This is a genomic window from Shinella sp. OV683, assembly GCF_057787725.1.
Genome location: NZ_CM173543.1, coordinates 64,599 through 82,797, shown reverse-complemented (window position 1 = coordinate 82,797; position 18,199 = coordinate 64,599). Strand labels below are relative to the sequence as shown.

At 58.1% G+C, this 18,199-nt stretch carries 18 protein-coding genes and 1 tRNA gene; 11 read left to right on the top strand and 8 right to left on the bottom strand.

Features of this window, described 5'->3' with window-relative positions; translation table 11 throughout:
* Window position 1 precedes the first annotated feature (1 nt).
* Complete coding sequence (locus ACXHRN_RS00385; protein WP_488639391.1) at window positions 2–1,135, bottom strand: ABC transporter permease; 1,134 nt, start codon at window positions 1,133–1,135, stop codon at window positions 2–4.
* On the bottom strand, window positions 1,132–2,667 hold the full coding sequence (locus tag ACXHRN_RS00380; RefSeq protein WP_488639390.1) for an ABC transporter ATP-binding protein: 1,536 nt from the start codon (window positions 2,665–2,667) through the stop codon (window positions 1,132–1,134). The genes ACXHRN_RS00385 and ACXHRN_RS00380 overlap by 4 nt, the downstream gene beginning before the upstream one ends.
* A gap of 111 nt (window positions 2,668–2,778) precedes the next feature.
* Between ACXHRN_RS00380 and ACXHRN_RS00375 the strand changes: the two genes are divergently transcribed.
* Window positions 2,779–3,000 (top strand): SlyX family protein, encoded by a 222-nt coding sequence (locus tag ACXHRN_RS00375; protein ID WP_488639389.1) that lies wholly within the window; start codon window positions 2,779–2,781, stop codon window positions 2,998–3,000.
* Between the two features lie 73 nt (window positions 3,001–3,073).
* On the opposite strand, the gene ACXHRN_RS00370 is transcribed toward ACXHRN_RS00375, so the two are convergent.
* The 3 genes from ACXHRN_RS00370 to ACXHRN_RS00360 are packed head-to-tail and all read right to left on the bottom strand — an operon-like array spanning window position 3,074 to window position 4,732.
* Window positions 3,074–4,069 carry a BMP family lipoprotein gene (locus ACXHRN_RS00370; protein ID WP_488639388.1) on the bottom strand — a complete coding sequence of 332 codons (996 nt, stop codon included), beginning with the start codon at window positions 4,067–4,069 and terminating at the stop codon, window positions 3,074–3,076.
* A gap of 54 nt (window positions 4,070–4,123) precedes the next feature.
* Window positions 4,124–4,387, bottom strand: coding sequence for a hypothetical protein (locus ACXHRN_RS00365; protein ID WP_488639387.1), 264 nt, complete (start codon window positions 4,385–4,387; stop codon window positions 4,124–4,126).
* Between the two features lie 27 nt (window positions 4,388–4,414).
* The gene (locus tag ACXHRN_RS00360; RefSeq protein WP_488639386.1) at window positions 4,415–4,732 is read right to left on the bottom strand and encodes a hypothetical protein; all 318 of its coding nucleotides are present in this window, start codon (window positions 4,730–4,732) and stop codon (window positions 4,415–4,417) included.
* Window positions 4,733–5,048: 316 nt separating this feature from the next.
* Here ACXHRN_RS00360 and ACXHRN_RS00355 point away from each other — a divergent pair.
* Together ACXHRN_RS00355 and ACXHRN_RS00350 are read left to right on the top strand one after the other, a co-directional pair.
* Window positions 5,049–5,138: transfer RNA gene (locus tag ACXHRN_RS00355), tRNA-Ser, on the top strand.
* A 71-nt stretch (window positions 5,139–5,209) separates the two neighbouring features.
* Window positions 5,210–5,455: a hypothetical protein gene (locus ACXHRN_RS00350; RefSeq protein WP_488639385.1), complete on the top strand. Its 246-nt coding sequence runs from the start codon at window positions 5,210–5,212 to the stop codon at window positions 5,453–5,455.
* A 29-nt stretch (window positions 5,456–5,484) separates the two neighbouring features.
* Here ACXHRN_RS00350 and ACXHRN_RS00345 read toward each other — a convergent pair whose 3' ends face one another.
* Together ACXHRN_RS00345 and ACXHRN_RS00340 are read right to left on the bottom strand one after the other, a co-directional pair.
* Window positions 5,485–6,825, bottom strand: coding sequence for an O-antigen ligase family protein (locus tag ACXHRN_RS00345; RefSeq protein WP_488639384.1), 1,341 nt, complete (start codon window positions 6,823–6,825; stop codon window positions 5,485–5,487).
* A 319-nt stretch (window positions 6,826–7,144) separates the two neighbouring features.
* A complete protein-coding gene (locus ACXHRN_RS00340) occupies window positions 7,145–7,438 on the bottom strand; it encodes a hypothetical protein (protein WP_488639383.1) in 294 nt (97 codons plus the stop codon).
* Between the two features lie 404 nt (window positions 7,439–7,842).
* On the opposite strand from ACXHRN_RS00340, the gene ACXHRN_RS00335 reads away from it, so the two are divergent.
* Both ACXHRN_RS00335 and ACXHRN_RS00330 read left to right on the top strand, forming a co-directional pair.
* Complete coding sequence (locus tag ACXHRN_RS00335) at window positions 7,843–8,247, top strand: hypothetical protein (RefSeq protein WP_488639382.1); 405 nt, start codon at window positions 7,843–7,845, stop codon at window positions 8,245–8,247.
* A gap of 38 nt (window positions 8,248–8,285) precedes the next feature.
* Complete coding sequence (locus tag ACXHRN_RS00330) at window positions 8,286–8,717, top strand: GNAT family N-acetyltransferase (RefSeq protein WP_488639381.1); 432 nt, start codon at window positions 8,286–8,288, stop codon at window positions 8,715–8,717.
* 66 nt (window positions 8,718–8,783) lie between these two features.
* On the opposite strand, the gene ACXHRN_RS00325 is transcribed toward ACXHRN_RS00330, so the two are convergent.
* The gene (locus tag ACXHRN_RS00325; protein ID WP_488639380.1) at window positions 8,784–10,133 is read right to left on the bottom strand and encodes an MFS transporter; all 1,350 of its coding nucleotides are present in this window, start codon (window positions 10,131–10,133) and stop codon (window positions 8,784–8,786) included.
* A gap of 285 nt (window positions 10,134–10,418) precedes the next feature.
* On the opposite strand from ACXHRN_RS00325, the gene ACXHRN_RS00320 reads away from it, so the two are divergent.
* The 6 genes from ACXHRN_RS00320 (at window position 10,419) to ACXHRN_RS00295 (ending at window position 18,111) form a co-directional block, all read left to right on the top strand.
* Window positions 10,419–11,483 (top strand): LacI family DNA-binding transcriptional regulator, encoded by a 1,065-nt coding sequence (locus ACXHRN_RS00320; protein ID WP_488639379.1) that lies wholly within the window; start codon window positions 10,419–10,421, stop codon window positions 11,481–11,483.
* 127 nt (window positions 11,484–11,610) lie between these two features.
* Window positions 11,611–12,879, top strand: a complete 1,269-nt coding sequence (locus ACXHRN_RS00315) for an ABC transporter substrate-binding protein (protein ID WP_488639378.1) — start codon at window positions 11,611–11,613, stop codon at window positions 12,877–12,879.
* Between the two features lie 154 nt (window positions 12,880–13,033).
* Window positions 13,034–13,930 carry a carbohydrate ABC transporter permease gene (locus tag ACXHRN_RS00310; RefSeq protein ID WP_488639377.1) on the top strand — a complete coding sequence of 299 codons (897 nt, stop codon included), beginning with the start codon at window positions 13,034–13,036 and terminating at the stop codon, window positions 13,928–13,930.
* Window positions 13,927–14,751, top strand: a complete 825-nt coding sequence (locus ACXHRN_RS00305; RefSeq protein WP_488639376.1) for a carbohydrate ABC transporter permease — start codon at window positions 13,927–13,929, stop codon at window positions 14,749–14,751. Before ACXHRN_RS00310 ends, ACXHRN_RS00305 begins: the two co-directional genes overlap by 4 nt.
* A gap of 12 nt (window positions 14,752–14,763) precedes the next feature.
* Entirely contained in the window at window positions 14,764–17,013 is a 2,250-nt protein-coding gene (locus ACXHRN_RS00300) for a glycoside hydrolase family 2 protein (RefSeq protein ID WP_488639375.1), read from the top strand.
* Between the two features lie 9 nt (window positions 17,014–17,022).
* Entirely contained in the window at window positions 17,023–18,111 is a 1,089-nt protein-coding gene (locus ACXHRN_RS00295; RefSeq protein ID WP_488639374.1) for an ABC transporter ATP-binding protein, read from the top strand.
* Window positions 18,112–18,199: the final 88 nt, after the last annotated feature.

Below are 18,199 nucleotides of genomic sequence, written 5' to 3'. Positions count from 1 at the left end.
ATCATACTCCCGCGTGGCTAGAGACGGCGGCGCCGCGATTGTGCAGGCGGGCGAAGACGGAGGTGATCGACGGCCGGAACATATGCTCGAGCGCGCCGGCGAACAGGATGACAAGCCCCTGGATGATCACGATCATGTCGCGCGAGATATTGGGCATGTCGAAGGCAATCTCGGCGCCGCCCTGATAGAGCATGCCGAACAGCACCGAAGCCAGCACGATGCCGATGGGATGCGAGCGCCCCATCAGCGCCACGGCGATCCCGACGAAGCCGGCGCCGGAGACGAATTCCTGCTGGATACGGTGTTGGTCGCCCATGATCGAATTGATCGCCAGCAGGCCGGCGAGACCGCCTGAAATTAGCATGGTGATGATGATGATGCGCTTTTCAAAGATGCCGGCATAACGCGCCGCACCCGGCGAATGGCCGAGCGTGCGGATCTCGTAACCCAGCCGCGACCGCCAGATCAGCACCCAGACCAGGAAGGCGGCGAGAAGCGCAAGAAGGAAGGACAGGTTGAAGGGCGAGTTGCCGTTATCAAGGCCGAATATCGCCAGCAGCCAATCCAACTTCGGCAATTCTCCCCCCGGCCCGAAGGTGCGCGATTGCGGCGCCATGGAGCCGAGCGGCTTGTAGACATTGTTCAACATCCACAGCATTAGGTTATACGAGATATAGTTGAACATGATGGTGGTGATGACGATGTGGCTGCCGCGATAGGCCTGCAGCCAGGCCGGAATCAGCGCCCAAAGCGCGCCCATGATGGCGCCGCCGATGATGGCGAGCACGAAGACGAGATACCAGGGCAGCGTCGCGTCGAAAGTGAGCGCCGCTGCCGCGACACCGATGCCGCCGACATAGGCCTGCCCTTCAACGCCGATATTGAACAGCCCGGCATGAAAGGCGACGGCGACCGCAAGGCCCGCAAAAATGAAGTTGGTGGCATAGAACAGCGTGTAGCCGATCCCCTCGCCCGACCCGAACGCGCCGGTGATCATCAGCGAGGCCGCCTTGAACGGGTTTTCGCCGGCAAACACCACGACGAGCCCGGAGATAAGAAAGGCAACAATCAGGTTGACCAGTGGTATCAGGCCATATTCCGCCCAGTTCGGTAGTTTCGCAAAGGGCGCGCTCATTCTGCTGCCTCCATTCTGTCTTCGACACCAGCCATCAGCAGACCGATTTCCCCTTCCGGCGTGTCCGGCGTTCGCTCGCCGACCACCCGGCCGGAGAACATCACCAGGATACGGTCGGCCAGCGAACGGATTTCGTCGAGTTCGACCGACACCAGCAGGATCGCCTTGCCCGCATCGCGCATCTCGATGATGCGGCGATGGATGAATTCGATGGCGCCGACATCGACGCCGCGTGTCGGCTGGCCGATGATCAGCACGTCGGGATTACGCTCCATCTCACGCGCCAGCACGATCTTCTGCTGGTTGCCGCCGGAAAAGTTTGCGGTTTTCAGCCGCGCATTGGGCGGCCGGATGTCATATTGCTCAATCTTCCGCTGCGCATCCTCGCGGATCGCATTGACGTCGAGCAACCCCATGCGGCTGTATTTAGGATCGTCGTGGTAGCCGAGAATGGAATTCTCGGCTTCATCAAACTTCAGCACCAGCCCCATATGGTGCCGGTCCTCCGGCACATGGGCGAGCCCGCGCTTGCGCAGGCCTGCGGGGTCGCGATGACCGGTGACATCCGTCGTCCGGCCATTGAGATCGATCGTGCCAGTGACGGCGCGGCGCATGCCGGAAATCGCCTCGAGAAGCTCCGACTGGCCGTTGCCCGCAACGCCGGCAATGCCGACGATCTCGCCAGCCCGGACATCGAACGAGACATCGTCCACCATGGTCACACCGCGCGAATCCTTGACGGTAAGGTTGCGGACCGAAAGCTTGACGTCAGTGGGCCTCGCCTCGCCCTTCTCGACCCTGAGCAGAACGCGACGACCGACCATCAGCTCAGCGAGCTCCTCGACCGAGGTCTTGGCGGTTTCGCGCGTTGCGACAATCTCGCCGCGGCGCATGACCGACACTTCGTCGGTGATGGCCATGATCTCGCGCAGCTTGTGGGTGATGAAAATGACCGTCTTGCCCTGATCCTTCAGTTGACCAAGGATACGGAAGAGGTGATCGGCTTCGGCCGGCGTCAGCACGCCGGTCGGCTCGTCGAGGATCAGGATTTCGGCGCCACGGAACAGAGCTTTCAGGATCTCGACGCGTTGCTGGATGCCGACCGGCAGCTCCTCGATGACGGCGTCGGGATCGACTTCCATCTCGTATTCATCTTCCAGGCGCTTCAATTCCTTGCGCGCCTTGACGATGCCCTTGTTGAGCACCGGGCTATCCTCGGCGCCGAGCATGACATTCTCAAGCACGGTGAAATTCTCGACCAGCATGAAATGCTGATGCACCATGCCGATGCCGGCGGTGATCGCCGCACTCGGATCCTTGATGGCGACAGGTCGGCCACCGATCTCGATCGCACCCTTGTCGGCCTGATAAAAGCCGTAGAGGATCGACATCAATGTTGACTTGCCGGCGCCATTTTCGCCGATGATGCCGTGAATGGTGCCTTTGCGAACCTTGAGGTCAATGTTCTTGTTGGCGTGAACAGGGCCGAAACTTTTGTCGATGCCCTTGAGTTCGATAGCGAGTTCGCTCATGACAACCCATCAGATACCGGCCGACCTTCATGGCGCGGCGCGGAAATAACAATGTGAGGGTAATGGACTGCTTGTCCAGCACCTTTTTCATCGGCAGAACGGGAGGCGGGTATGGACAGCGACGAAGATCAGCTTCGGGAGCGTGTGACGCTCCTTGAGGAAAACGCCGCTCATCAAAGCATGACGATCGATGAGTTGTCAGCGCAACTCTCCGAACAATGGAAGATCATCGATCACTTGCAACTGAAACTGCGCCAGCTTTCGGAGCAATTCCGTGCGCTGGAGGATGCAAACCTCGAAGCGCCTGGGATCACCAAGCCACCGCATTACTGACCCGTCCCACGGCCGTTTCCGCCGTGCGAAAAGGCCCGCTCGTCCGGAGGGACAAGCAGGCCATTCTCCTAGATCAATAGGGGCACTTTTCGTCCGACATGTAATCGTGAACTTCGACTGCACCCGAGATGATATCGGCCTTCGCCTTTTCAAGCGCTGCGGCCATTTCCGGCGTGATCAGCGGCTTGTTGTTGTCGTCCATGGCAGCGCCGACGCCCTCTTCCTTCAGGCCGAGATTTTCGATGTCGGCCTTGAATTTGCCTTCCTTGACATCGTTGAAGGCATTGTAGACGGCGACGTCGACGCGCTTGAGCATTGAGGTCAGCACTTTGCCCGGCTGCAGGCCGTTCTGGTTGGAGTCGACGCCGATACCGAGCTTGCCGGCTTCAGCGGCAGCCTGGAGAACACCCACGCCGGTGCCGCCAGCGGCATGATAGACAACGTCAGCACCCTGGGCGATCTGCGACTTGGCGATTTCGCCACCCTTCACCGGGTCGTTCCATGCGGTGTAGTCCGTGCCGGTATAGGCCTGGAACACTTCTGCGTCCTTGGAGACCGATTTCACGCCACCCACATAGCCGCAAGCGAACTTGTGGATAAGCGGGATGTCCATGCCGCCGACAAAGCCGACCTTGCCGGACTTGGCTGCCATGGCCGCCATGACGCCAACGAGGTAGGAGCCTTCTTGTTCCTTGAAGACGATCGACTTGACGTTCGGCTGACCGGTCACGACCATGTCGATGATCGCAAATTTGGTGTCCGGATATTCCGGAGCGACCTTCTCGAGTGCTGCAGCCCAGGAGAAGCCTGCCACGACGATCGGGTTCTGGCCGTCCTTGGCGAACTTGCGCAGCGCCTGTTCGCGCTGAGCGTCGTTGGCGATTTCGAATTCGCGATACTTGATTCCTGTGTCGGCCGTGAACTTCTCAGCGCCGTTGAAGGCAGCCTCATTGAACGACTTGTCGAACTTGCCGCCCAGGTCATAGATCAGCGCCGGCTTCACATCGGCAGCCAATGCGGATGCGGCCATGGACGCGGTGGCCATGAGTGTCAGAAGAATTTTTTTCATTTTTTGTAGCCCTGTTTTTGCTCACACAGTTTTGCTTATCAGCAGGAGACCCCTCTACGCGTCTCGCAACCAAGCACCGGCCTCATTCCTCTTGAACCCGGGCGCCGGCATCCTTGCACGCCGCAGGAAAAAATTCACCAAAAATTTTTCAAATGGTAAAAAAAGCCGGAGGGGACGTGTTTCCTCTTTTGAATCAAGAAGTAAACGGTCCGGCAGTCCGTGCTCGGCTGATAGAATATGGCCGGCATCCGTGCCTTTCAAAACCGCAAGACTCGCCGGGATTTGCAGCGGGGCAATGCTGGCGCGGCTCATCGTCAAGAAGAGGCTCGGCCGCAACCCTGGCGGCTAGGCCGCAAAGCGCCCCGCAGCAGGCTTGCGCTTATAGGCGACGAGCCAGAATAGCAGTGACAGGATCAGAAACGCGATGACGGCCGGCTGCAGGAGGATCCATTCGACGACACTGTCCCAGAGGGCAGCGGAGATATGCGTCTGGAAATAGGTTTCCGCAGTCGCCAGAATTCCCGGATTGATGCTGAACAGTGCCGCGCCCAGCGGCGTCAGCGCAACGGTCTCGCTCGCAACGGACTGGATAGAATCGATAATCCCGACGATAACCGCAGCCGCCAGAAACAGGAGACTGAAAAACCGCAGGATAAAACGCATTCTATACCTCCCGGCGGACGATCCTCGATTCCCACGTGACGGCCTTTTCAGTCCGCAACCGCCACTTTCTCTGCAATGCAACAGGCGCCCAACCGGCATTCGCCTGCGCTTCGCATTGTATACGCCGAGAGATAACGTCCGGATGAAACCTTTTCAATGTGGCAACTTTGACAGTTCCCACAGAAGCCGCTCAAAAATATGTCATGAAGGGTTGATCATTCCCCAATCATCAGTATATACCGCGCCCGGAAGTTGGACGGAAAAAGGGCCCCGGCATTGCCAGGGATCTGAATGCGGCTAATCTCTTCTGAAATGTGGACAGGTGGCCGAGTGGTTGAAGGCGCACGCCTGGAACGCGTGTGTACGTGAAAGCGTACCGAGGGTTCGAATCCCTCTCTGTCCGCCATTTCCTCCCGTCAACCGATTGATTTTTATCGCTTTTCCAGATTTCCCGCTTCTTCCTGGTACAAAATCGGGATGAAGAAGGCATTCGTTCAAGGCTTCATGCCCGATATCTGTACCCCGGTATTGCGGGTCAGTTCTCGGTGGAAATCAACGTTGAAGACGTTCGGAGGCCTGCAGCAGTCGTTGAAAATGCACGAGGCAATCATCGACGCCATCGAGCTTCGTAATGAAAGCACTGCAGCCGAAGCCGCCGAGATGTTGATCGGCGCAACCTATCGAAGAAATTTTGCCGCTATTGACAAAACAGCTTGCGACTAGCGACACGACGCGTCGGAATGCCTTGTCCGTTAACGCATTGAGGTACTTTCGCCCGGACTTGCCGAGCGCGGCACCCGAACTGCGGCGAACGGCCTTGTAGGCGCGCTGGTGCGTCTACGCGCTCGCTCCATAGCCGGAAGCGCCGCCAGCGACGCATACGCAAACGCTACCCAGAACATGTCATTGAGCGCGGGGTCGACGACAATGGTTTCGGTGTAGGAACGAAAGCTTTGGGCCAGAAAAATTCCGATCGGCAATGCCATTTCTGGAAGCCGCCGCTTGGCCACCGCGTATAAAATGTGAAACGTCATGACAATCCAGATGGCGATAGCGATCACCAATCCCGGCAGACCGAGCTGCAGGCGAAAATCCAGCCACGCATTATGGGCGTGAGGCGCTTGCCATTTCACCTCATGCAACACGAAGTCCTGAAAATCCGGAGCACTCCATGCCGCCATGCCCCAGCCCCAGAAAGGTTTCCGGTCGATGAGGTAATGTGCCAGCAACCAAACATCATCCCGCCCCGTCAAACCTGCGTCTCGCGCAAGCAGTGTGAAAATGATGTCGCTTTCTAGAATCAGGTATCCAAGCCCCAGACCCACGAAGGCTGTGAAAAACAACATTGTGAATGGCGATGGCGCGCGGTTTACGACGTTTGTGAGATAGAAAAGCAGTCCTGTAATTGCGCAGACGGACAGCAATGCCGTGGCCGAATTTGCAAGCATCAGCAACATCGCCGACATCAGTATCAAGGCGCCCACGTAATATGCCGACGCCAACCGAAGGCGATAGAGGGAGATAGCCACCAGAAACGTCATGGCCGCCATCGATCCCAAACTGTTTTTATGCAGCATCGCGCCTCGCCAGGCGCCGCGGAAGTCTGTCGTGTGGGAAAGCGACGGAAGCGCTGCGATAAGAAACAATGAGGTCAGGCAAGATATCGTCAGGCATGCCGCCAGCACGCGCAACGCCCGATCGAAGGGAACAAAGTTCACCACATAAATCGCGTAAAGCGTAAAAACCAGAATTCGCCCGGTCCTGTTGAAGGAAACTCCGGCATCCGCCGCCCAGCGCGATGTCAAAAATGACCAGAAGATAAACGCAAACAGCAGCCAATTCGCCCGCAATGCCTGCATTGTCTTGGGAACATCTCGTGAATAGAGCCACATGATGTAAGCGAGGATAATCGACAGAATTACCGTCGTGTTGAGGGGACTTTTGGCGACGATGCCCGCAACACCGCCGAGGCCGCCGCTCAGATACGAGTCAAACGGAAACATCGTTCCGATCACAGGAAACGTCACGATGAGGATCAGGATGTATTCGCGTAACGAAAAATCGAGCAATTTTCTGCTGCGCGTCGCTCTCATGCTACAATCCTCGTATGCGTTCTCGGCGCGGTCCAAACGGTCGCCGGGCAAAGGGGTGCGCTCGTCTCGCCATGATCCGCTCATAGCTTACGATACCAGCTCTTTTTAGACAAACAGGCCAATTTTGCCTAGCACTTTTGTGCAGTGCGGAATCCCGGAGGTTTATTTTCGCGCGCAGCTACGCAAGGCCGGCAGAGCAAACCTCCGGATGGATGACTGATTATCTATCAGAATGAAGAGACCCGCACAGGCGGGAGGGGCCCGCAGACAATAGATCAAGGGGTCAGGCGGGCGCTCGTGCTACCACCACCTCTTGCGATCACTTGTTTCTCAACAGCCAGATCTTGCCGGCCATGGTGATCTCGTGGGCATCTTTTTCCACCTGATCATCAAGATGGCTCCGCTCCAGCAGCCCGAGTTCCCGCAATTCGTCAAGGGTTGTCGTGGTCATGAACTTGATCTTCTGCGGGCGTTCCTTGAAGCGGTCGCTCTTTGCATAAGTGATCTCGGCGTTCTGATGCGTCCACTTTTTCGCAGCCTGGGGAAACAACGCACCATCCTTGGCGAGCTTGAGCCCACGGATTTGCGTCGGGGTGAGTGTGAACGTGGTCATATCGTGTCCTTGAATCAATGAAATGGGCGGGCCAAGAAGCGAAAGCTTCAACTGGGCCACCGTTGCTTTGAGGTTCTCGTATCAGATCAACTCTCAGATAGTTAGAGGTTTGTGACACATTTTATGGCCAAAGCAGCTGAATCTGCCACGTCGCAAGCCAAAAACGTCTATCCGATATAGAAATGCTGCCACACTATACGCCGTTTCAGCCCATGGAGGAATTCATGATCGTCGAAAGAGCGAACACTGCCGCCAGCTCCTATCGCTGGTCCGATCCCGTGTGAAACGCATCGAAGCATAGCACTCGAAAAAACGATCCGAAACTGTGTGTCATAATGAGATTCTCAAGCGATTTTTAAAACTCTTCACCTAGGCTGCACCTGCATTTGAGTGGGGACGCAGCGATGGAAGCCCAGGCCGGTAAGCGGAATTATCTGAACAAGGAAGAGTCCTTCATGTACGACCGCGAGAAGCGGTTTCCCATGGAAGACACGATGAACGCGGCGCGCATCGAGTTCACCGAAAAGGGCGTCATGCATCTTGCCGCCCGGCGTTGCGACCTGCTGAAGATTTCCCGCAGCGGCGCCGTCATCGGCATCAACACAGAATTCACGCTGCCAAAGCAATTCTATCTCGATGTTCCGGACGCGCGCATTTCCCGCACGGGTGCTATTCTGATGAAAGTGTTCGCCAACAACATCGCCGAAATCCGCTTTCTCAGCCTGATGAGCGAGAAGGATCTCGACAAGGTCTTCGTCTATTCGACCCACCCCAAGCACCGCAACCGCGTTCTTGATATCCGGGCCTGACGGGTCTAGGACGGCGCTTTCCTGACAAAGGAGCCGTCATGTCCGATCTCACCATTCTCACCGTACCGGTGTTCAGCGCACTGGGCAACCTCGCCTTCAGTCTGCGGCGCGAGGTGTTCGTCATCGAACAGCGCGTGCCGCCGGAACTGGAGAACGACGAGGAAGACCTTACGGCAATCCATATGGTCGCGATCCTGAATGGCGATGTCTGCGGTGCGCTTCGCCTCGTCAAGCGCCCCGAGCATTACAAGATCGGCCGTGTCGCCGTGGGCCAACCATTTCGCGGCAAGGGCATTGCCAAGGCCATGATGTTGAAAGCGATGGATGATTATGGCGATGCCGCCAACGGGCGCTTTTATCTCACCGCCCAGACTGACAAGGTCTCGCTCTATGAAAAGCTCGGATACAAGGCCTATGGCCAGGAATTCATGGACGCCGGGATTCCGCATCTGGCGATGAAGAACTATTGAGCGACAAGATGAAAAGGCCGCCGGAATACATCCGGCGGCCTTTGAATTGCCTGTCTTTGAAACCGATCAGGCGTCGATATCGACGTTCTTGGTTTCCTCGCCGAGCAGCAGCGCGATCAGCGTCAGCACTGCCATGGCAGACAGATAGACACCCACCCAGAACGGGCTGCCGCCACCGGCGGTCCAGAGCGCAACTGCGATAAAGGGAGCCACGGCGGCGCCCAGGATCGACGAGACGTTGTAGGAAATGCCCGAACCGGTGTAGCGCACATTCGACGGGAACAACTCCGGCAGCAGCGCACCCATCGGCCCAAAGGTCATGCCCATCAGCGAAAAGCCGATGATCAGCCAGGCCATGACGCCAACCTCGCCGAGCGATAGCAACGGCACCCAGCTCAGGCCAAAGAGGATGATGCCCAGCGTGACGATGATCAGCGTCTTGCGGCGGCCCCACTTGTCGGCCCAGGGGCCGGACAGATAGGTGAAGATGCCGAAGAATACCACGCCGACGATCATCATCAGCACAAAGCTGCGATAGTCATAGCCGAGGCCGGCGACCGGCGCATCCACTGCCGCACGGCCGTAGCTCAGCGAGAACGTCGTCATCAGGTAAAACAGCACATAGGTCGCCAGCATATAAAACGTGCCGAGCAGCAATTGCTTCCAATGCGTCTTAAACACGGCAGCCACGGGAAGCTTCTGGACCTGCCCGGTCCTCACCGTCTTCTTGAAAGCCGCGCTTTCGACCAGATTCAGGCGAACCCAGAGGCCGACGATAACCATCACGGCCGAAAACAGGAACGGAATGCGCCAACCCCAATCGAGGAAAGCATCCGAAGGCCGCGACGGATCGGTCGACGGCATTAGCGCCGCGATGATCAGGAAAAGGCCATTGGCGATAATGAAGCCGATCGGCGCCCCGAGCTGCGGGAAGGTGCCGAACACCGCACGCTTGCCTTTCGGCGCATTTTCTGTGGCGACCAGTGCCGCACCGCTCCACTCGCCGCCGAGCGCAAAGCCCTGAGCAAGACGCAGCACCACCAGCATCAGCGGCGCAAACCAGCCGACGGACGGATAGGTCGGCAGAACGCCGATCAGGAATGTGGCAATGCCCATGGTCAGCAACGCGCTGACCAGCGTCACCTTGCGGCCGAGACGGTCGCCGAGATGGCCGAAGAAAACTGCGCCAAGCGGACGAGCCACCATAGCCGCGCCGAACACGGCAAAGGAGGCAAGCAACGCCGTCGTTTCATTGCCCTTGGGGAAGAAGAGATGCGGGAAGACCAGCACCGCGGCTGTAGCATAAACGTAGAAGTCGTAAAATTCGATCGTGGTGCCGACCAGGCTGGCGAGGAGAACGCGCGCACGCGAATTCGCCGGAACGCCGGCCTGCGCCGAACTGGCATAGGAAGACATGGGTGTAACTCCGGATTTTCTTGTTTTGCGGGGTCCGTACACCCGGAAGGCCCCAAGGGAAAGATCATATTAGCACGATATAGTACGATTTTATGGAAACAATCCGTTCCGAAAATCACCCACGATCGAGATTCCTGCGGCGATGGCTCGACTTGTCCGCTGTTGGCTGGCATAGAGAAGCGACAGCTTTGTTTGGACTTCCCGGTAAATATTTACTAATCTCCCTTCCGGCTTCAGCTGAAATATGTCAATTTAGAGCGGTGAAGCAGCCGGGCACGTAGAGCAATGGTCACAATCAAGGAAATCGCCAAGGCTGTCGGCGTCTCGTCCGCAACGGTTTCGCGTGTCCTGAATTATGATCCTGCCCTGTCGATTTCGGCGGCCAAACGCCAGGCGATCATCGAGACCGCCGAGGCGCTGAACTATGCGACGCCGCGCAACCGCAACAAGACCAACGGCAATGGCCAAGCCTCGTCGACACCACTGTCGCGGTTGGCAATCGTACATTTCCTCGAGCCGTCCGATGAACTCGCCGACCCCTACTATATCGGCGTTCGGCTTGGCATCGAAAATCGCTGCCGGGACCTGAAGACCGACATCGTCAAGGTGTTCCACTCGGACACCCTGCCGGACCCGCAGTTGTTGCAGAGCGTATCGGGGGTGATCGTCATCGGCAAGCATTCCGACAACGAGATCGCCTGGCTTGATCAGCACTGCCGCCACGTTGTGTTTGCCGACTTCGACCCGCGCTCGGACACGCTCGACAGCGTCCATAGCGATATGGGCGTGGCGACGCTCAAGATCCTCAATCACCTTGATGCCATGGGTTACAGGCGCATCGGCTTCATCGGCAGCTATGAGCATATCAACGGCGAGACACAACGTTTCGGCGAAAAGCGCTGCAAGGCTTATATAGACTGGCACAAGCAACGTGGACAGTTCGAACCGGAATTACTGGCGCTGGGCGAAAGCTGCGATTCCGGCCAGAACTTGCGGCTCGAAACCGGCTATATGCTCGCCAAGGAACTGGTGTCTCTCAAGAAATTGCCTGACATCATCGTCACCGCCAACGACAATATGGCGATCGGCACCTACCGCGCCATCAGCGAGGCGGGCCTCAAGGTTCCCGATGATATCGCCGTGGTGTCCTACAACGACATTCCGGTCGCGCAGTTCCTGAACCCACCACTTTCGACGGTAAAAATTCATGGCGAGCACATCGGTGAGACAGCCGTCGACCTGCTGCTGGAACGACTTTCGGGGCGCGAATATACCAAGAACGTCATTATCGCGACCGAAATGATATGGCGCGAAAGCTGCCGCAAGCCCGTGCAAACGCAGCAATCCTGAGCCGTTCTTCGCACTCGCAATAAATATTTACTAAATTTTCTGTTGCTCTCGTGAAACTTTTCGGAAATACTCCCGAGCCAAGACAGGGTGGAGCCTGTCTTCACCAAGGACTCAGAGGGAGGACACAATGGAAAATTCAGGAATTCTGAAGCGTTTTGCGGCTATTGCACTGGCAAGCGCGAGCCTTTTCACCGCGACCGCCGCTTTCGCAGGCGAAATCACCGTTTGGTGCTGGGACCCGAACTTCAACGTCGCGATCATGAAGGAAGCCGGCGCGCGCTACACCAAGACGCATCCCGGCACGACACTCAACATCGTCGACTTCGCCAAAACTGACGTCGAGCAGAAGCTGCAGACGGCACTGTCGTCCGGCACCACCGATGCGCTTCCCGATATCGTCCTGATCGAGGACTACGGCGCACAGAAATATCTTCAGTCGTTCCCGGGCTCGTTCGCCGAACTCTCCGGCAAGGTCGATTATTCCGGCTTCGCGCCCTACAAGGTGCAGCTGATGACCGTCGACAACAAGGTCTACGGCATGCCGTTCGACTCCGGCGTCACCGGCCTTTACTACCGCAAGGATTACCTCGAACAGGCCGGCTTCAAGCCTGCCGACATGCAGAACATCACCTGGGATCGCTTCATCGAGATCGGCAAGGCTGTCGAAGCCAAGACCGGCAAGAAGATGATGGGCCTCGACGTCAATGACGCCGGCTTCATCCGCATTCTCATGCAGTCGGGCGGCCAGTGGTATTTCGACAATGAGGGCAACCTCAACATCACCGGCAACGCCGCCTTGAAAGCCGCCCTCGAAACCGAACAGAAGATCCTCCAGGCCGGGATCTACAAGCCTGCTGCAGGCTGGACCGAATGGGTCGGCGCCTTTACGTCAGGTGACGTTGCTGCCGTAACCACCGGCGTCTGGATCACAGGCACCGTCAAGGCGCAGGCCGATCAGTCCGGCAAGTGGGGCGTCGCCCCGATCCCGAGCCTTGGCATCGAAGGCGCGGGCCATGCTTCCAACCTCGGCGGCTCGAGCTGGTATGTGATCGAGAGCTCGAAGGAAAAGGACGAGGCGATCGACTTCCTCAATGAAGTCTATGCCAAGGACAAGGACTTCTACCAGCAGATCCTGGTCAACCAGGGCGCCGTCGGCTCGCTTCTTGCAGCCCGCTCCGGCCCGGCCTATTCCGAAAAGGATGCGTTCTTCGGTGGTGAACCGGTCTGGCAGAACTTCTCCGATTGGCTCGCCAAGGTGCCACCTGTGAACTACGGCATCTTCACTAACGAAGTCGACACGGCCGTGACTGCCAATCTGCCGTCGCTCGCCAAGGGTACGTCGGTCGATGAGGTGCTCAAGGCCATCCAGAGCCAGGCCGAAGGCCAGATTCAGTAACGAATATCACATGACAGGATGGGCGGCTTGCCGCCCATCCCCTTCCCGGGAGTTACGGTCATCGTGACGTAGCTCGGCGGAGGCAATGTCGATTGCCCATGACGGGCATTGACCTAAAATGATCGATCACCCGAACTGTAGGACGATCCAATCCATGGCAGCTGCGAAAACAGGCGGATTGAAACGCTATTACGATGTCAACGGCTGGCTTTTCATCGCCCCCGCACTGCTGCTGATTTCGATCTTCCTCGTCTACCCGATCTTCCGCTCGCTGTTCCTGTCGTTTTACACCGGCAAGGGCATGATGATAAAGTTCGGCGGCTTCGCCAACATCACCCGCCTTTCGGGCGACCCCGTCTTCCTGAAGGCGCTGATCAACACCACCACTTTCTTCGTGGTCCAGGTGCCGATCATGATCCTGCTGGCGCTGATTCTCGCGTCGATGCTCAATAGCGACAAGCTGAAATTCGCAGGCTTCTTTCGTACGGCGATCTTCCTGCCCTGCGTGGCCTCCCTCGTTGTGTATTCCGTGCTGTTCAAGAGCATGTTTGCGGTGGACGGCGTCGTCAACTCGGCGCTTCACGCCGTCGGCATCATCTCATCGCCCATCGGCTGGCTCACGGACACGTTCTGGGCCAAGGTGCTGGTCATCCTGGCCATTACCTGGCGCTGGACGGGCTACAACATGATCTTTTATCTCGCAGCGCTGCAGAACATCGACAAGTCGATCTATGAAGCCGCGCGGATCGACGGTGTGCCATCCTGGGCCCGTTTCCTCTACATCACCATCCCGATGCTGAAGCCGGTAATCCTGTTCACGACGATCATTTCGACCATCGGCACGATCCAGTTGTTCGACGAAGTCTATAACCTGACCGAGGGCCGTGGCAGCCCGGCGGATTCGACGCTGACACTGTCGCTCTATATCTACAATCTGACCTTCCGTTACATGCCGAGCTTCGGCTATGCGGCAACGATCTCCTATGTGATCGTCGTCATGGTGGCGGTGCTCTCGTTCCTGCAATTCTATGCCGTGAGGGAACGCAAATGATCTCCGCCCGTGCCACCCGCCTCATTGCGCCGGCGATCCTGTATGGCGTGCTCAGCATTGCTGCGTTCCTGTCGATCTTCCCCTTCATCTGGATGGGCATCAGCGCGACCAACAAGTCGATAGACATCATCAAGGGCAAGTCGACCTTCGGAGCCGCCTTGTTGACCAATGTCAGCAATTTCTTCACGCTGGTAGATGTGCCGCTGGTGTTCTGGAACTCGGCAAAGGTCGCGATCCTGGCAACCGTGGCGACCATCGTCGTCTCGTCGCTGGCCGGTTACGGCTTCGAAATGTTTCGATCCAAAATGCGCGACCGGATCTATTCGATCGTACTTTTGACGCTGATGGTGCCTTTTGCGGCACTGATGATCCCGCTATTCATGATGATGGCCAAGAGCGGCCTGATCAACACCCACGTCGCCATCCTGCTGCCGACCATCGCGTCCGCCTTCATCATCTTCTATTTCCGCCAGGCCACCAAAGCCTTCCCGACCGAGTTGCGCGATGCGGCCAAGGTCGACGGCCTCAAGGAATGGCAGATCTTCCTCTATATCTACGTGCCGGTGATGCGCTCGACCTATGCGGCGGCATTCGTCATCATCTTCATGACCAACTGGAACAATTATCTCTGGCCGCTGATCGTCTTGCAGTCGAATGAAACGAAGACCATCACGCTCGTCGTCTCGTCCCTCGCCTCGGCCTACTATCCGGATTTCGGTGTGGTAGCGATCGGCGCCACCCTCGCCACCCTCCCAACGCTTTTCGTCTTCTTCGTCATGCAGCGCCAATTCGTCCAGGGCATGCTTGGCTCGGTAAAATAGGAATACATACCAATGCGCAGATACGAGAATTTCAACGCCAACTGGGTTTTCAGTGACGGTTTCGAGGTCGCCTCGACACGACAGCTGCTGAAGGGCGAGACCGTACGCCTGCCGCACACGGCTGTTGAGCTGCCCTACAATTACTTCGATGAAACCAGCTACCAGAAGCCGTTCACCTACCAGAAGATCATTGCATGGGACGCCGGCTTCGAGGGCCGTGAAGTCTCCGTTGTTTTCGACGGGGCAATAGCCGACAGCGAAGTCTATCTGAACGGCGAAAAGGTTATCGCCCACAAGGACGGCTATACACCGTTCGAGGCCCACCTCACCCCGCATCTGAAACACGGCGACAACCTGCTGACCGTCAAGATCGACGGTTCGGAAAACCCCGAAATCCCGCCATTCGGCGGCATGATCGACTACCTCACCTATGCCGGCATCTATCGCGATGTGTGGCTGAAGGTCACGAGCCCGGTCGCCATCAAGAACGTCAAGATTGAAACGCCCGATGCGCTGGCCGACAAGAAGCAGGTCGCCGTCCGCGTCGATCTCGCCAACCATCAGGCGCTGGCGCTGTCCGGTCTGATCAAGGTCAGCATATCAGACAAGGCGGGCACAACACTTGCCACGGCATCGGCCGCCATTGCCGGCGAGAAGACGCTGGTCACGCTCGCCGATCTCTCAGGCCTGTCGCTCTGGGACATCGACAATCCCGTGCTCTATACGCTGACCGCCGAGATCGAAACCTTGGCCGGCAAGGACGCCGTGTCCAGTCGCTTCGGCTTCCGTACCGCTGAATACACCCCGACCGGCTTTCTGCTGAACGGCAAACTCCTGAAGCTGCGCGGCCTGAACCGGCATCAAGCGTTCCCCTATTCGGGCTATGCGATGGGCAAGCGCGCCCAGCAAAAAGACGCTGATATCATGAAGTATGATCTGCGTTGCAACATCGTCCGCACCTCGCACTATCCGCAGGCCAAAAGCTTCATCGAGCGCTGCGACGAGATCGGCCTGCTGGTTTTCGAGGAAATCCCCGGCTGGCAGCATATCGGCGGCAAGGAATGGCAGCAGGAATCGATCGAGAACGTCCGCCGCATGATCGAGCGCGACTGGAATCATCCGTCGATCATCATCTGGGGCGTGCGCATCAACGAGAGCCAGGACAATCACGACTTCTACGTCGAGACCAATCGCCTTGCCCGTGAACTGGACTCGACGCGCCAGACCGGCGGCGTCCGCTTCATCACCAATTCCGAACTGCTCGAAGACGTCTACACGATGAATGACTTCATCCTCGGCATGGAGGAGCAGCCGGGCAACAACCGTGGACGCGTCGTACTGCGCGACCGCGTCGAGACGACGGGCATCACCCGTCCGATCCCCTACATGATCACCGAATATAACGGCCACATGTATCCAACCAAGCGCTTCGACCAGGAGCAGCGTCAGGCCGAGCATGTCACGCGCCACTTGCTGGTGCTGGATGCAGCCGCCGGCGACGAGAACATCTCCGGCTCCACCGGCTGGTGCATGTTCGACTACAACACCCACAAGGATTTCGGCTCGGGCGACCGCGTCTGCTATCACGGCGTGCTCGACACCTTCCGCGAACCGAAATTCGCCGCCTATGCCTACACTTCGCAGGGCGATCCATCGACCGGTGCCGTGCTGATGCCGGTCACATACTGGGCGCGCGGCGAACGCAATATCGGCGGAGTGCTGCCGCTGATCATTCTCACCAACTGCGACTATATCGAAACCCAGTTCGGCGATCGGCCGGTCAAGCGTTACTATCCCGACCGCGAGACCTATCCGCATCTTCCCCATCCACCCGTCGTGCTCGACCAGCGCAATGTCACGCCGGAAGAGTTCGGCACTTGGGGCTTCGTCTGGAAGCAAGGCATCTTCCGAGGCTACGTCAACGGCGAGCTTGTCAAGACCGTCGAGCTGCCGGGCGACCCGATCCCCACCACGCTTCAAATCGCCCCCGATGCCACCGATCTGCGCGCTGCTGAAAACGACGCCGTTCGCGTCATCGTCCGCGCGCTCGACCAGTGCGGCAACGTCCTGCCGTTCTATGAAGAGCCAATCAGCTTCACCGTCGAAGGCCCCGGCCGCATCATCGGACCGTCGCTGCAGAGCTTCAAGGGCGGCGTCACCGGCTTCTGGCTGGAGGCTGGCGAAACGGCGGGCACGATCACCCTCAAAGCCAATTGCGGCCTGTTTGCGGAACAGATCGTCACATTCTCCGTGAGCGGATAAGGGGTTGACATGGCTGACGTCACGCTCACTGGAATACGCAAGACCTTCGGTGCCCTCGAGATCATCAAGGGCGTCAATCTCGATATCAGGTCGGGAGAGTTCGTGGTGTTTGTCGGGCCTTCTGGCTGCGGCAAGTCCACGCTGCTGCGGATGATCGCCGGCCTTGAGGACATTACCTCGGGCACGCTGAAGATCGGCGGCGTCGAGATGAACGACGTCGACCCTTCCAAGCGCGGCATCGCCATGGTCTTCCAGTCCTATGCGCTCTACCCGCACATGACGGTGCGGGAGAACATGGGCTTTGCACTCCGCTTTGCCGGCATGGCGAAGGCAGAGATAGACAAGCGTGTCAATGATGCCGCCGCCATCCTCGAACTTGGTCCGTTGATGGATCGCAAGCCGAAGGCGCTTTCCGGTGGCCAGCGGCAACGCGTCGCCATCGGCCGGGCGATCGTCCGCAACCCGGATGTCTTCCTGTTCGACGAGCCGCTTTCTAATCTCGATGCCGAACTGCGCGTCCACATGCGCGTCGAGATCGCCAAGCTGCACAAGGAACTCAAGACGACCATCATCTACGTCACGCACGACCAGGTCGAGGCGATGACCCTCGCCGACAAGATCGTCGTGTTGCGGGCAGGCGTGGTCGAGCAGGTCGGCGCGCCGCTCGATCTCTATGACGATCCGGCCAACACCTTCGTCGCCGGCTTCATCGGTTCGCCGAAGATGAACTTCCTGCCGGCCGACGTCGTCGAGGTCGAAGCCGGTCGCGTAACGCTGACGCTCGCCAGCCAGCCTGCTGCTCGCCTGACGCTTCCCATATCAGCGCCTTCCGTCGCGGTCGGAGCCAAGGTCTCGCTCGGCGTTCGCCCGGAACATTTCCTCGGCGAAAATGAAGGCGACACCAACCTCGTTATCGACGTCGATGTGGCCGAGCATCTCGGCAACACCAGTTTCATCTATGCCCATGTCGGTTCGGGCGAACGCATCACTGTCGAGCGGGAGGAATCCCGTTCGGCAACGAGCAAGGATAAGCTGACGGTCGGAATTTCCGCCGCCACGTCCTTCCTTTTCGACGGCGCGGGCCACCGCCTGCGCTGACCTCCAGGACCGGAGCGCCGGAAACGACGCCAGAGGTTCTGCAAAACACTGGACCCGTCCACTTCACTCCACGAATCGAGCTCGATTC

Bases quoted from the DNA above. Each gene is read 5' to 3' on its own strand.
- ACXHRN_RS00350 (WP_488639385.1), top strand. From the start codon at position 5,210: ATGAAGAAGGCATTCGTTCAAGGCTTCATGCCCGATATCTGTACCCCG.
- ACXHRN_RS00360 (WP_488639386.1), bottom strand. From the start codon at position 4,732: ATGCGTTTTATCCTGCGGTTTTTCAGTCTCCTGTTTCTGGCGGCTGCG.
- ACXHRN_RS00300 (WP_488639375.1), top strand. From the start codon at position 14,764: ATGCGCAGATACGAGAATTTCAACGCCAACTGGGTTTTCAGTGACGGT.
- ACXHRN_RS00345 (WP_488639384.1), bottom strand. From the start codon at position 6,825: ATGAGAGCGACGCGCAGCAGAAAATTGCTCGATTTTTCGTTACGCGAA.
- ACXHRN_RS00370 (WP_488639388.1), bottom strand. From the start codon at position 4,069: ATGAAAAAAATTCTTCTGACACTCATGGCCACCGCGTCCATGGCCGCA.
- ACXHRN_RS00380 (WP_488639390.1), bottom strand. From the start codon at position 2,667: ATGAGCGAACTCGCTATCGAACTCAAGGGCATCGACAAAAGTTTCGGC.
- ACXHRN_RS00305 (WP_488639376.1), top strand. From the start codon at position 13,927: ATGATCTCCGCCCGTGCCACCCGCCTCATTGCGCCGGCGATCCTGTAT.
- ACXHRN_RS00385 (WP_488639391.1), bottom strand. From the start codon at position 1,135: ATGAGCGCGCCCTTTGCGAAACTACCGAACTGGGCGGAATATGGCCTG.
- ACXHRN_RS00310 (WP_488639377.1), top strand. From the start codon at position 13,034: ATGGCAGCTGCGAAAACAGGCGGATTGAAACGCTATTACGATGTCAAC.
- ACXHRN_RS00325 (WP_488639380.1), bottom strand. From the start codon at position 10,133: ATGTCTTCCTATGCCAGTTCGGCGCAGGCCGGCGTTCCGGCGAATTCG.
- ACXHRN_RS00340 (WP_488639383.1), bottom strand. From the start codon at position 7,438: ATGACCACGTTCACACTCACCCCGACGCAAATCCGTGGGCTCAAGCTC.
- ACXHRN_RS00295 (WP_488639374.1), top strand. From the start codon at position 17,023: ATGGCTGACGTCACGCTCACTGGAATACGCAAGACCTTCGGTGCCCTC.
- ACXHRN_RS00335 (WP_488639382.1), top strand. From the start codon at position 7,843: ATGGAAGCCCAGGCCGGTAAGCGGAATTATCTGAACAAGGAAGAGTCC.
- ACXHRN_RS00320 (WP_488639379.1), top strand. From the start codon at position 10,419: ATGGTCACAATCAAGGAAATCGCCAAGGCTGTCGGCGTCTCGTCCGCA.
- ACXHRN_RS00330 (WP_488639381.1), top strand. From the start codon at position 8,286: ATGTCCGATCTCACCATTCTCACCGTACCGGTGTTCAGCGCACTGGGC.
- ACXHRN_RS00375 (WP_488639389.1), top strand. From the start codon at position 2,779: ATGGACAGCGACGAAGATCAGCTTCGGGAGCGTGTGACGCTCCTTGAG.
- ACXHRN_RS00315 (WP_488639378.1), top strand. From the start codon at position 11,611: ATGGAAAATTCAGGAATTCTGAAGCGTTTTGCGGCTATTGCACTGGCA.